15 protein-coding genes are annotated in these 12,897 nt (G+C 60.5%); 5 read left to right on the top strand and 10 right to left on the bottom strand.

Translation table 11 applies throughout. From position 1 onward, the window contains the following. Positions 1-115: 115 nt before the first annotated feature. Positions 116-724, top strand: a complete 609-nt coding sequence (locus AB8C10_RS06430) for a DUF1269 domain-containing protein (protein WP_314938648.1) — start codon at positions 116-118, stop codon at positions 722-724. A gap of 145 nt (positions 725-869) precedes the next feature. On the opposite strand, the gene AB8C10_RS06435 is transcribed toward AB8C10_RS06430, so the two are convergent. Next, positions 870-1,253, bottom strand: coding sequence for a hypothetical protein (locus tag AB8C10_RS06435; protein ID WP_049338271.1), 384 nt, complete (start codon positions 1,251-1,253; stop codon positions 870-872). Positions 1,254-1,614: 361 nt separating this feature from the next. Beyond that, positions 1,615-3,186 carry a DHA2 family efflux MFS transporter permease subunit gene (locus AB8C10_RS06440; protein ID WP_368867221.1) on the bottom strand — a complete coding sequence of 524 codons (1,572 nt, stop codon included), beginning with the start codon at positions 3,184-3,186 and terminating at the stop codon, positions 1,615-1,617. Between the two features lie 229 nt (positions 3,187-3,415). Between AB8C10_RS06440 and AB8C10_RS06445 the strand changes: the two genes are divergently transcribed. Continuing rightward, positions 3,416-3,787 carry an acylphosphatase gene (locus AB8C10_RS06445; protein ID WP_439958520.1) on the top strand — a complete coding sequence of 124 codons (372 nt, stop codon included), beginning with the start codon at positions 3,416-3,418 and terminating at the stop codon, positions 3,785-3,787. 19 nt (positions 3,788-3,806) lie between these two features. Here the strand turns inward: AB8C10_RS06445 and AB8C10_RS06450 are convergent, their stop codons facing one another. Then, a complete protein-coding gene (locus AB8C10_RS06450; protein ID WP_368867222.1) occupies positions 3,807-4,439 on the bottom strand; it encodes a GNAT family N-acetyltransferase in 633 nt (210 codons plus the stop codon). Between the two features lie 225 nt (positions 4,440-4,664). Here AB8C10_RS06450 and AB8C10_RS06455 point away from each other — a divergent pair, with 225 nt between their 5' ends. Both AB8C10_RS06455 and AB8C10_RS06460 read left to right on the top strand, forming a co-directional pair. Further along, entirely contained in the window at positions 4,665-5,246 is a 582-nt protein-coding gene (locus AB8C10_RS06455; protein WP_049354428.1) for a peroxiredoxin, read from the top strand. 3 nt (positions 5,247-5,249) lie between these two features. Further along, on the top strand, positions 5,250-5,780 hold the full coding sequence (locus tag AB8C10_RS06460) for a carboxymuconolactone decarboxylase family protein (protein WP_049327399.1): 531 nt from the start codon (positions 5,250-5,252) through the stop codon (positions 5,778-5,780). 76 nt (positions 5,781-5,856) lie between these two features. Here AB8C10_RS06460 and AB8C10_RS06465 read toward each other — a convergent pair whose 3' ends face one another. Together AB8C10_RS06465 and AB8C10_RS06470 are read right to left on the bottom strand one after the other, a co-directional pair. Beyond that, entirely contained in the window at positions 5,857-6,492 is a 636-nt protein-coding gene (locus tag AB8C10_RS06465) for an L-alanine-DL-glutamate epimerase (RefSeq protein ID WP_368867223.1), read from the bottom strand. 42 nt (positions 6,493-6,534) lie between these two features. Next, entirely contained in the window at positions 6,535-6,708 is a 174-nt protein-coding gene (locus AB8C10_RS06470) for a hypothetical protein (protein ID WP_193389040.1), read from the bottom strand. 306 nt (positions 6,709-7,014) lie between these two features. Here AB8C10_RS06470 and AB8C10_RS06475 point away from each other — a divergent pair, with 306 nt between their 5' ends. Beyond that, entirely contained in the window at positions 7,015-7,818 is an 804-nt protein-coding gene (locus tag AB8C10_RS06475) for a trimeric intracellular cation channel family protein (protein WP_368867224.1), read from the top strand. 90 nt (positions 7,819-7,908) lie between these two features. Here the strand turns inward: AB8C10_RS06475 and AB8C10_RS06480 are convergent, their stop codons facing one another. From AB8C10_RS06480 to AB8C10_RS06500, 5 genes are all read right to left on the bottom strand, one after another. Next, positions 7,909-8,658, bottom strand: a complete 750-nt coding sequence (locus AB8C10_RS06480) for an amino acid ABC transporter ATP-binding protein (RefSeq protein ID WP_368867225.1) — start codon at positions 8,656-8,658, stop codon at positions 7,909-7,911. Beyond that, entirely contained in the window at positions 8,651-9,325 is a 675-nt protein-coding gene (locus AB8C10_RS06485; RefSeq protein ID WP_368867226.1) for an amino acid ABC transporter permease, read from the bottom strand. Before AB8C10_RS06485 ends, AB8C10_RS06480 begins: the two co-directional genes overlap by 8 nt. Before the next feature lie 28 nt (positions 9,326-9,353). After that, positions 9,354-10,175, bottom strand: a complete 822-nt coding sequence (locus AB8C10_RS06490; RefSeq protein ID WP_368867227.1) for a transporter substrate-binding domain-containing protein — start codon at positions 10,173-10,175, stop codon at positions 9,354-9,356. A gap of 489 nt (positions 10,176-10,664) precedes the next feature. Continuing rightward, positions 10,665-11,171 carry a CoA-binding protein gene (locus AB8C10_RS06495; RefSeq protein ID WP_005509183.1) on the bottom strand — a complete coding sequence of 169 codons (507 nt, stop codon included), beginning with the start codon at positions 11,169-11,171 and terminating at the stop codon, positions 10,665-10,667. Further along, the gene (locus AB8C10_RS06500; protein ID WP_368867228.1) at positions 11,171-12,634 is read right to left on the bottom strand and encodes an O-acetylhomoserine aminocarboxypropyltransferase/cysteine synthase family protein; all 1,464 of its coding nucleotides are present in this window, start codon (positions 12,632-12,634) and stop codon (positions 11,171-11,173) included. Before AB8C10_RS06500 ends, AB8C10_RS06495 begins: the two co-directional genes overlap by 1 nt. Positions 12,635-12,897 lie beyond the last annotated feature (263 nt).

Genomic DNA, 12,897 nt, shown 5'->3' on the forward strand with positions numbered 1-12,897 from the left:
GCTTTAGGACTCAGCCTACCGGCTGCCGCCGAGGTAAATTGTCGCAAAAAGTAGTTCCCAAAAAAGAGAACTGTATTACAATGTATATATAGTCTTTAGGAACGAGGTACCAACTATGGAAAACCTAGTAATTTCAGTCTTTAACACCGAAAGCGAAGCTTATCAGTCCTTTGCAGATTTGAAGGCTTTCCGCCAAACTCAGACGACCAAGGTTGCTCAAATCGCCCTGGTCAAAAATGAAAACGGTCATATCGTTGAAAAAGAACGCTATGATTTTGAAGATTCAACGACGGATGCAACCCTAAAAGGTGGCTTGCTCGGTGCAGTTATCGGGCTTTTGGGTGGTCCTATCGGCGTCTTGTTTGGTTATAGTATTGGTAGCCTCAATGGTTTGGTTGCTGGTGCTACCGTTGATACGGCAGAAGCTGGCCTGATTGACGTTGTTTCTCAAAAATTGACTAACGGTGAAACAGCCGTTGTTGCCTTGGTGCAAGAAGACAACGAAGCAGTCATCGATGCTTACTTCACCAAGTACGACACCCAAATCGTGCGTTGGGATGTAGCAACCGTCGTAGCCGAAATCGAAGCAGCTCTGCAAGTCCAAGAAGACCTCTACAACCAGGCGCGTGCACAGATGAAGGCTGAACGTAAAGCCGAACGCAAGGCTAAGCTTGAAGAATTCAAGGCGAATGTCAAAGCAAAGTTTGACAAATTGAAAGCGTAAGCACCCAAGCATCTCATAAAAAATAGGCTATCTACTTCTGGTAGATAGCCTATTTTTTTAAAAACTAGATTTTAGAAAGAGGAAGTGAGGATTTTGGCTCAAGATCTTGAACAAATCAAGGAAGACAATGGCAAAAATACCAAACTCAAGGTGGGGATTTTAGCCATCTCTCTTTCTCCAGGTGAATGTTAATGCCGGTGGTGCCGTTGGGGTTGCGGAGGGGAAGCTGGGCGAAGGACTCGGTGATACGGTCGAGCTCTTCTTCGCTAGCGAGCAGACCGGGCATGTAGTCCATCTCCACGAAGATGTCCTTCTTCAGCGGGTTGGCGCCCATGCCGGGGTAGTCCACATCGATTTTGCCGTCGCCGTCGGCGTCGTAGCCCTTCATTTCCCAGGTGTTGGGAATGCCGTCGCCGTCAATGTCAGGGTTGTACGCCTGTGCTGCGGGGGCAGCAACAGTGCCGAGCACCAGCAGTGCCGCCGAAGCGAGCGCGGTACGCACTACGCGATTTGAGGTCAGAAAAGACATAGGATCTCTCTTCGTGTCTTGGCCGCGCGTTAGATTACTTCATCTGACGTTGCGTACGGTATGGGTCGTACGGGCCCGGTCCACTGGTAGGTATAAGTGTCAGACGGTAGCCGCGCGGTGCAGTGGTCATGTGTGTCGCTGCCGCCGGCATGTAGCCGGCATGCCGCAAGTGAGCACGGCGTTTAAAAGACAGCGGGTCACTGCCGAACCCTCCGATGGAGGAAAAGGAGCCATTCTTGGTTCTCTTCTGTTCGACGGTGACCCGCCTCATCATACACAGAGTGCATCTAGTTTGTCCCGGTATTTGCACCGCATCTCAAGTTATGCACCGTTTATGACGTAAAGCGCTCTGATAAGCCTTCTACTTAGTGGCCTCCACCTCAGCGTTCTGTGCGGCGCCCTTCGCTTCGGAGGTCTTCTTGGAGGCGTAGAACAGGCACACGACCGCGCCCACCGCCGCGGCGATCAGGGGCAGCATCATGGCATCAGCCATTGCCGCCGCGTAGGGTTCACGCAGGACCTGCGGAAGCACGCCGCCTCCAGCACTGCCGTGAGAGCCACCGCCCGCTGCGGCAGCCGGACCCAACGCGGACAGGTGCGAGGTAATCGCAGAAGCCATAATCGTCGTAATCGCAGCCGAACCAAGCACCGACGCCATCTGGCGGGTCTCGTTGTACACGCCCGAACCGGCACCGGCACGCTGCGGCGGCAGGTTACGGGTCGCAGACACCGACAGCGGACCCCAAATGCAGGAGTTCGCCGCGCCCAGAATAATCATCGGACCAACCATCAGCCACAGGTTGCCGTCCGCAACCATCGTCGGGCGGAGCAGAGCAAAACCAATCACCAGCAGCGTAAAGCCAATCACGGCAATCCACTTCGGATCGTTACGGTTCAGGCGCGCACCCACCACCGGCGCCAACGCACCCGAGAACAACGCCATCGGGGCGGTCATCAACGCGGCCTGGGTCGGGTCCAGACCCTCCACCTGCTGCAGGTACAGGGTCAGTGGGAACGCCATGCTGATAGCGACCACACCCATAGCGGAGATAGCCACATTCGACACGGAGAAGTTACGGTCACAGAACAGGCTCAGCGGAACCAGCGGCTCACGCGGATTAATAGCCTGCCAACCGATGAACAGGCCCAGCACCAGAATGCCGGCAATAATCAGACCCCACACGCTCACCGCAATACCGGTGCCCAGGAACGAATCGGTCATGATGCCCCAGTCGTAGGTGGCGCCTTCCTGAATACCGAAAACCAGCAGGAACAGGCCAACCGCCGACAGCACCACGCCCAGCCAGTCGAAGCTGTGCTTCTTCTGCTCGAACACCGGCACGTTACGCCACGCCAAGAACAGGCCCAGAATGCCGACCGGAATGTTGATGAAGAAGATCCAGCCCCAGCTGAGGGTATCCACGAGCACGCCGCCCAGAATCGGGCCAATCAGCGAGGCGACACCCGCAGTCGCACCCCAAATACTCATCGCAACACCACGCGCATTCGGCGGGAACATCAGCGTAATCAGAGACATGGTCTGCGGGGTCATCAGCGATGCACCCAGGCCCTGCACCACGCGGGCAGTAATCAGCGACTCAACGCTCGGTGCCAGACCACACCACAGGGAAGCGGCAGTAAAAATAGCCATGCCAATCATGTACAGGTTCTTCTGGCCGAAGCGGTCACCCATACGGCCGGTAATGAGCAGCGGCACCGCATACGCCAGCAGGTAGGCGCTCGTCACCCACATGCCCGCCGACAGCGACGCATCCAGATCCTGCAGCATGTGCGGTAGGGCGATGGTGACAATATTGCCGTCCACCAGAATCATGAAGAAGCCAACAACCAGGGACCAGAGAGCAGGCCAGGGCTTGTAGGGCGCCTTCGCCGGGTTACCGATGAGGGGCTCTTTCTTGGGGCGGGAACTCATGATCCTCCAGTAGATGAGCGTTGCGGGTACAGTCTGTGTGTTCAGCGTTGCCGCTGGGAAAGCATCACCCCATCTTACTCCCCTTGTGGGCACGGCTCCGGTTGCTCTACCCTAATTCAGCTGTTCACGACGCGTGCGCGAGGCAACCGGACAACAGGCGCCCTGATGCCACCCCGAAGCGCTCTGAACCCTCTAGACTGAAGCTATAGAAACTGACAGGGCGCCGCCAATGCTGGCGCGCCCCCATCAGACCACCCTCAACGAGACGACCCCGGGAGGACCCATGGGTTTCTTTGATTTCTTCACCGACCGCACCCCGGCAGAGCCCGCCGAAATCCGCCTCGTCGCTCACGTGGACGGCAAGGTGCAGGGCGTGGGCTTCCGCTGGTGGTGCGCCGGAACCGCCAAGCCCATGGGCCTGACCGGGTACGCCGAGAACCTCGACGACGGGCGCGTCAAGGTGATTGCGGAGGGGACGGCAGCCTCCTGCGCTCGCCTGGTGGATGTGCTACGCGGTGACGACACCGCGGGCCGTGTGGATGAGGTGCTCGTCGAGTGGGAGGAGCCGAGCGGCTCGTTCCGCGGCTTCGGCATTCGGTAGCGCAGTTTAGCTAGCCAACCTAGTTAGACCAGAGCGCCGCGAATTGTGCGCGGGTCATATTGGCGCGGCGCACCCGGTGCTGCACCGGGTGGCCGTTCTCGTCGGGGCGGCCGGAGTTTGGGTCAATATCGTCGTAGATGCCGGTGAAACCCGCCTTAACCGCCACCCGTTCGGAGGGCTCGTTACCCGCCAGGGCAGTCCAGCGCACGGTCTCCAGACCCAGCCCGAGCGGGTCGAAGGCGTAGCCGAGGACGGCTCGCAGCGCCTCGGTCATGTAGCCCTTGCCGCGCGCTCTCGGGGCGGTGTAGAACCCCAGTTCGGCGCGGGTTCCGGGGCCTTCGGGGGTGCCATCGGGCAGGCGCAGTTCAATGGTTCCGGCAAACACGCCGGAGGCGTCAATCGCCCAACGCTGAATCTGCCCGGCGGCAATCTGGCGGGCGGTGGTGAGCAGGTAGTCCTCAGCGTCGGCGCGCGTGTAGTTCAACGGGAGGCGGGTGTAGCGGAGGGTTTCTTCGTCGAGGCAGGATTCCACGATGTCGGGGATGTCCGCCTCGCGCATGTGGCGCAGGGTGAGGCGCTCGGTGATGAGTTCGGGCTGGCTGGGCTCTACGTGTTCGCTGTGCTCAGAAAAGTCGCTGTGTTCGGGGGTCATGGTTCGAGCTTAAACCCTCGGGTTTGTGCGTCGGAAAAGCTTTTGTGAACATCCCAGAATATTCAGTGATACAAATCACGACTTAATACTCGTGTTTTCACCCAACATCACTTGATTATTATGAATTATTCATAATAAAATAGTTATCAAGCCCGCCCAATGGGCACCACTAGAACAAGCGCCGCGCAACGAATCCGCGCGGCACGAAGCAGAAAGAAGAACACCATGGCAGTTCTGACCATCGGCGACCAGTTCCCCGCATACGAGCTCACCGGCGTTGTCCCCGGTAAGCTGGCTGACATCGAAGCAACCAAGCCCGAAGACTACTTCACCACCGTCTCCTCCGAGGGTCTGGACGAAGACACCTGGCGCGTCGTCTTCTTCTGGCCGAAGGACTTCACCTTCGTCTGCCCCACCGAGATTGCTGCATTCGGTAAGCTCGCTGACGAGTTCGAGGCACGCGACTGCCAGGTCATCGGCGTTTCCGTCGACAACGAGTACACCCACTACGCATGGCGCCGTTCCCACGAGGAGCTCGTGGACCTGCCCATCGTCATGGCATCCGACCTCAAGCGTGAGCTGACCAGCGCACTGGGCATCCTGAACAAGGACGGCGTTGCAGACCGCGCAACCTTCATCATCGACCCCCACAACACCATCCAGTCGGTCTCCATTACCGCTGACTCCGTCGGCCGTAACACCGACGAGGTGCTCCGCCAGCTGGACGCTCTGCAGTCCGACGAGCTGTGCGCATGCAACTGGAAGAAGGGTGCAGCAACCATCGACGCATTCAAGGAGATGAAGTAATCCATGAGCATCGATAACCTGCGTTCGGCTCTGCCTTCCTACGCGAAGGACATGAACCTCAACCTGTCCTCCCTGCCCCGCATCACCTCCCTGTCCGAGCAGCAGCTCTGGGGCGCAATCCTCGCAACCGCAGCAGCAACCAAGGTTGACTCTGTCGTTGTTGAGATTGCTGCAGAGGCTAAGGAGCACCTGAGCGACACCGCTTACGAGGCTGCTCTGGGTGCTGCATCCATCATGGGCATGAACAACATCTTCTACCGCACCCGTGGCTTCCTGAACGGTGCATACGATGACCAGCGCGCAAACCTGCGCATGCAGATCATCGGCAAGAACGGTGGCATTGAGAAGCTGGACTTCGAGATGTTCGCTCTGGCAGTGTCCGCAGTCAACGGCTGCTCCCACTGCGTTGAGGCTCACGAGCACACCCTGCGTGAAGAGGGCGCAACCAAGGAGCAGGTCAACGACCTGATCCGTATTGCTGCAACCCTCGGTGGCGTGGCACAGGGCATTCAGCTGGCTGAGGCACTGGGCTAAACCCACTAAGCGTTAGAGCTTACACAGAAGCGGCGCATCCTTCCCCTTTCGGGGCGGAGGCGCCGCTTTGTTTTAACTACTTTTGACTGTCCGCAGCGCCAGTGCGCAGGGCTGCATCCCAGCTACTCGCCAGGCGCGTCGCCGCGGCAACCAGAGACGCCAAGTCCTCGGCGTACACCGGGGTCGAGCGCACGCCCGCGCACCAGTCAATCGTGCCCAACCCCAGCCAGGGCTTACCCGGAAAGAACTCGCGGCGTAGCGCCACGCGGCGCTTACCTAAGGCGCGGCGACCCGGCACGTACCCGCCGCGGCTGATGAACAGCGCCTCGCGGCCCTCGGACTCCACCAGCACCTCCAGGGCCCTCAACGCAGGAACCCAGTTCGGCTCCCCCACGCTCGCCAGGTCGGCCAGCTCCGGGTACTCGCTCTCGTGCTCCGCCACGCTCACGCCCAGGATGTATTGGTAACGCACCTGCCCCAGCTCCTGCGGCAGGCCGCGGTCAGCGGTCTGAATCGTGCCGCACAGGTGCCGCGCGACCGGCTCACCCTCGACGTTCACACCGGCCAGGGGCAGATCGGGACCGTCCAGATAGAGCCCCACCGCGCCGGTACCCGTAATGTTGGGGCGCACCGACCAGCCGGGAAGCGCCTCCTCCAGACGGGGTATAACCCCCTGCAGGACCCCGAAAACTTCGTCGCGCGATACCGCCACAGCGGCTCCTTTCACCTTACGCAGATTTCGTCTAGTCCCAGCTTAGCGAGCGTTCCGGCTACGCGAGGGCAACCACACCATGAGCGCCGACAGCGCCGTGCCGGCAAGCATCATCACCGTCATGGACTCCACCGCGTTCAGGGGGCTCAACGCCAGCAGCAGCGAAGAAATGATGCCGCTGCCGTACTGGAAAGAACCCAGCGCAAAAACAATCATGACAGCATTGGGGGTGGAGATTCACTCATTCTACGCCAATCTTTTAGCGCGCCCACAAGCTTCTTGATTCCATCTCAGAGCTCGTCATGAGCACCTTTCAAATAGGAGTAGGAGCGGCGGCGGGTCTACAATGAATCGGTGCCATTTCAGGTACGCGCACAGGCCAACAGAGCCGGATGCGGTGATAACGTCGTCACCCGACCCTCCGTGCGCGCCTCCCCCACAGGCACTCCGATACCCCCTCAGGTGCCCCCTCGCGGGCGCCCAAACGCAGACGCACATACGCACACACGCAGGAGAACGCCCATGCACGAGCTCTTTGACCCGGATCAGGTATTCCGCATCGTCGACATTGCCGCCGTTGTTGCTAACGGCCTGCTCGGCGGTGCTGTGGCGCGCGCTTTCCGATTCGACATTGTGGGCTTCCTGCTGCTCGCTATTGCCTGCGGTATGGGCGGCGGCATGATTCGTGACGTGCTGCTGAACTCGGGCCTGCCCGTGGCGCTTACGGACGGCGGCTACTGGATCGGTGCGATCGGTTCGTCCATCCTGGCGTACAGCATCGACTTGAGTGCCCGCTGGGCAACCCGCACGCTACTCGTCGTGGACTTCGTGGGCATGGGATGTTGGGCGGCAACCGGCACCATCAAGTCCCTGAACCTGGGTCTGCACTGGCTGCCGGCTATCGCACTGGGTATCACCACCGCAGTGGGTGGCGGCCTGATTCGTGACATCATGGTCAACCGTATTCCCGCGATTTTTGGCGGTAACTCCCTGTACGCGACCGTCGCCCTATTCGGTGCCGCAGAAACCGCTCTTGTAACCGGCCTGTTCCACCGCCCGAACCTGGCGATGGCGCTGTCCATCATCCTGTGCCTGGTGTTGGGCGTGCTCTCCCACACGAAGAATTGGCAGCTGCCCACCACCCCGGGTGGTCTGCGGGTGCACCGCCCGCGCATTCTCACGTTCTTCAACCGTGAGGAGAGCGCGGTGCACAACGAGGGCTGGTCACCGGGTGAGCCGCTCACCGACCAGCTGCAGGTGATCAGCCCCGAGCAGCTGGACGAGTACCGCCGCGCGAAGTCCCAGGCGAAACCCAAGAAGGATTAGACGCAATAGAAGGATGGGCCGGTCTCCCCAGGGAAACTCCCCAGGGGAAACCGGCCCATCCTTCTGTTATAGGCTCTGTTGCAGTGCCGACTAGATGGTGTACTCGGTGCTGTCGTACACCGTCAAGAACTTGCGGATACGCTCATCGTCCGAAGCGAAGAAACCGGTCGGCTCGCCGTTATAGCGCAGGGTACCGTTCTCCAAGAACACGATACGGTCCGCGACCTTCTTCGCGAACGCCATATTGTGCGTCACGATGACCAGGGAGCGGCCCTCCTTCGCCAGCTGCATGAGCACGCGGATTACCTCTGCCTCCAGCTCGGGGTCCAGGGCGCTCGTCGGCTCATCAAAGAGCAGGTAGGAGGGTTCCAACGCCAGCGCGCGGGCAATCGCCACACGCTGCTGCTGACCACCCGAAAGGGCATCCGGGTAGGAATCCACCTTATCGGCAAGACCCACCTTCGCCAGCAGCTCGCGGGCACGCTCCTGCGCCTGCTGAGCACTCAGGGTGCCGTTGAGGGTCGGGGCGAGCGCCACGTTCTTCAACGCCGTGTAGTTCGGGAACAGGTTGAACTGCTGGAACACCATCGCCGAACGGGAGCGAATATCACGCACCTGCGCGTCGGTGAGCTTCTGGCTGTAATCCACCTGCGCGTCGTCAATGGTGAGTGTGCCGGTCTGCGGGGTTTCCAGCAGGTTCAGGCAACGCAGCAGAGTCGACTTGCCGCTACCGGACGGGCCCAGAATCACCGTGGTCTCACCGTCGGGGATGTCCAGGCTGATGTTCTTGAGCACCTGCGTCTCGCCGAAGCTCTTCGACAGGGAATCAACGCTAAGCATTGTTGCTCCTCACGTAACGGTTGCTGTACTTCTCCAGCGCGGACTGCGCGGCGGTCAGCAGAGTGAAAATCACCAGGTAGATGATGGCGACCTCGGAGTACATTGCCAGCGGCTCGAAGGTACGCGACGCAATCTGTTTACCGGTCTGGAACAGGTCAACCATCGAAATGACCGACACCAGCGAGGTGCCCTTGATCAGATCGATGAAGTTGTTGCCCAGGTTCGGCAGCGCAATACGCACCGCCTGCGGGATGACCACGTGGCGCAGGGTCTGCATGCGGGTGAAGTTTAGGGTTGCCGCCGCCTCAAACTGGCCGCGCGGAATAGCAGCCACCGCGGAACGGAAAGTCTCCGCCACGTACGCGCCCGTGTGCAGGCTCATCGTGATAATTGCGGCGCTCCACACGTCCAGGGCGATACCGACCTTCGGCAGGCCGTAGAAGACAATGAACAGCTGAACCAGCAGCGGGGTGCCACGGAAAACCCAAATGTACAGCCACGCCAGCCAGTTCACCGGCGCAAAGCGGCTCGTGCGCGCGCCGGCGGACACGATGCCCACCAGCAACGCCAGCACGAAGGAGATGAGCGATAGCGGAATGGTCACTGCCACCGTTGAGGCCAGCAGCTGCGGCAGTGATTCTGCCCAGAGGTTGAGGTAGCGTTCCATGCGCGGAACTCAGCTCCTTATAAGAGTGTTAGTTCTTCGGGGAGAGGTCTTCGCCCACGTACTTTTCGTAAATCGCCTTGATGTCGCCGTTGCCCAGGTGCTTCTTCAGCGACTCGTCGATAGCGTTACGCAGGGCGTCCTGACCCTTAGCCATCAGGATGGAGGAGTTGCTGCCGGTGCCCAGGTCGCCGGAGAGCAGGCGCAGGTTGGCGTCCGGGTGCTCCTTGAGGTACTCAGCGAAGGACACGGAGTCGTTCGCGGTCATCTCTGCGCGGCCCGAGAGGACCTGCTCGATAGCCTCGTCAAAGCCGGAAACAACCACGATCGAGGCGCCCTTCGCCTCCACCATCTTGCGGAAGTTCGAAGTCTCAGACTGTGCCGAGGAGTGGCCGGAAATCTCGCTCACGTTCTGCAGGGAAGAGTCCTTCTTCACGGCAACCTTCGGCTCCGAGTACAGGTAGGGTACGGAGAAGTCGTACTTCTGCTTGCGCTCGTCGGTTGCGGAGACGTTGTTGATGACGATGTCGTAGCGGTCAGCATCCACACCGGCAATCAGCGAATCCCAGGGGGTCTCGACGAACTCTGCGGTCACGCCCAGGTCCTTAGCAATCAGGTCGACGATTTCCTTCTCGAAACCGACCAGAGTGCCGTTCGAGTCGTGGAAGGAGAAGGGGCGGTAGGTGCCCTCCAGGCCCACACGAATCTTGCCGGCAGACTTGATAGCCTCCAGCTTGTTGGTGCTGGATGCGGAGGTGCTGCTGCTGGACGAACCGCACGCTGCGAGCAGTGCAGCCAGGCCGGTGAATGCGGAGCCTGCGAGGACGGTGCGGCGGTTAATCATTGCGGACATATTGTTCTTCTTTCGTGTGGTGGTTGATGCTCTTGTAGTTGCGGGTTGTCACCCTGCGGTAACCGGGGGCATCATGCGGTGTGCCCCTCTCTGCGGGTGCAACGCTGGCTATCGTACAGCTATTCCCGGTCGGAAAGAATTCAACGTAACATTCCGTCACAATCTGCGAGAGAGGAAAACCCGGCGGTCGGTACGCGTGTGTGCTGTGTGCCGGCCGCCGGGCTCCACACTAGGATACCGGCTTACGGTGCGAAAGCGTAAGGGTAGGTTTACCTTAAAGCTGAACCGCCCTCCACAAGGGGTGATATTGCGCCCTCAATCCCGCCCAAAACGCGCCGGACACCCTGCCGGATGCCCTGCCGGGCACTACATAGGGCATAGCAGGAGGGGCGTGCCCGGGAATTACCCCGGGTACGCCCCCTTCCGCTCAAACGCTTACAAGCGCCTGATTTTTGTAATTACAAGCCACAGCCGCGGCTTAGCAGGCCGCTACTTGGACAGCACCTGACGCTTCGAAGAAATCACGCCCGTGTTGAAACCAGCCAGGTGCAGGCCACCGTGGAAACGCGCGTGCTCAATCTTCACACACTTATCCATCACCACGTTCAGGCCGGCAGCCTCACCAATCGCGGCGGCCTCCTCGCTCCAGGAGCCCAGCTGCATCCAGACGGTCTTCGCGCCCAGGTCCACAGCCTCCTGAACCACGCCCGGCAGGTCCTCATTACGACGGAAAATCTCCACCAGATCCGGGACCTCCGGCAGATCCTGCAGCGACGGGTACACCGGCTGACCCAGCACAAGCTTGCCCTTCGCCGCCAGAATCGGGTTCACAAAATACAGCTTGTACGGCGAAGCCGACTGCAGGTACGTCGCCACGAAGTAGGAGGCGCGCGAAATCTTATCACTCATACCCACGATCGCAATGGTGCGGGTATTACGCAGAATGTTCAGACGCTCGGGGGCGGAAGGACCCACCCAGGTACGCTTCTCGGTCATTACTTTTCCTCCTGAGCGGTAGCGGCGAGCAGGGAGCAGGATGCGCCAGCAACAGCTTCAGCGGCGGCAGCGTCCTCGGCGGCCTTGGCGGCGGCAACCGCCTCCTCGGCCTCCACAACCTTGTCTGCGCTGGACTCGCCCACACGCTCACCGGCGTGGTTCAGGCCGGTCGCGTAGGTCAGCGCCTGGTCCAGGTCCCAGATGATGTCTTCCACGTCTTCCAGACCCACAGAGATGCGGATCAGGTCCTCGCCCACGCCGGCAGCTTCAAGCTGCTCGCTCGAAAGCTGCTGGTGCGTGGTCGAACCCGGGTGCAGAACCAGGGTGCGGGAGTCACCGATGTTCGCCAGGTGGCTTGCCAGCTGCAGCGCACCGATGAACTCGCCGCCGACCAGGCGGTCGGAGGCCTTCTCGGTCGCCTTCACACCGAAGGAGAACACGGAACCGACGCCCAGCGGCAGCAGCTTCTTCGCGCGCTCGTGGTGCGGGTGGTCTTCCAGGCCAGCGTAGTTCACGTAGGCGATACGCTGATCCTCAACCAGCCAGGCGACAACCTGCTTAGCGTTCGCCAGGTGCGCGTCCATGCGCTGCGGCAGGGTCTCAACACCCTGCAGCAGGTTGAACGCGGCCTGCGGGCTCAGCGACGGGCCGAAGTCACGCAGCTGCTCAGAACGCAGCTTGGTGAGGAAGCCGTACTCGCCGAAGTTACCCCACCAGGACACGCCATTGTAGGAGGGAACCGGCTCGGTCATGGACGGGAAGTTGCCGTTGCCCCAGTTAAAGCGGCCGGACTCGACGACGATACCGCCGAGGGTGGTGCCGTGGCCGCCCAGGAACTTGGTGACCGAGTGAATGACGATGTCCGCGCCGTGCTCGAGGGGGCGAATCAGGTAGGGGGTGGAGATGGTGGCGTCCACGACCAGCGGGATGCCGGCCTCGTGGGCGACCTCTGCCAGGCCCTCCAGGTCGGCAACCTCGCCGGAGGGGTTGGCGACAACCTCGGTGTAGATTGCCTTGGTATTCTCGGTCAGGGCCGCCTTGTAGTCGGCAGGGTCGGTGCCGGCCACGAAGGTGGTGTTGATGCCGAAGCGTCGCAGGGACACGTCCAGCTGGGTGACGGTGCCGCCGTACAGCTGCGAGGAGGCGACGATGTGGTCACCCTGCTGGCAGAGCGCCGCGAAGGTGATGAACTCGGCGGCCATACCGGAGGCGGTGGCCACCGCACCGATACCGCCTTCGAGGGAGGCGATGCGCTCCTCCAGCGCGGCGACGGTGGGGTTCGACAGGCGCGAGTAGATGTTGCCGTACTTCTGCAGGGAGAAGAGGTTCGCGGCGTCGTCAGCGTCTTTGAAGACGAAGGAGGTGGTCTGGTAGATGGGGACCGCGCGGGCACCGTGTTCAGCGTCGGGGGTGCCGCCCGCGTGCAGTGCGCGGGTGCGGAAGCCGAAAGTGTGTTCAGCCATTGGTTTGCTCCTGGTGTATCTGCCCGCCTGTGTGCGGGGAGTCGATAGTGGCTCGACTTTATACTGTGCCACCGGCGGCGGGGTGCACCAAGTGTGGGTACCTATATGTCGTTTATTGCGGATTATGACGGGGCATCATATCAGCTGTCATAACAGAAGTTGTTATGACGGTTGTTATGATGCGCGCTCAATCAGCGCCGATAAAATACCCGGTTTTAGCCTGCAATTCCGGGGATTTTAAGAATCAAGGCGCGAGGAAAATA

The sequence above is a fragment of the Rothia mucilaginosa genome, assembly GCF_964210535.1.
Lineage (GTDB): Bacteria > Actinomycetota > Actinomycetes > Actinomycetales > Micrococcaceae > Rothia > Rothia mucilaginosa_F.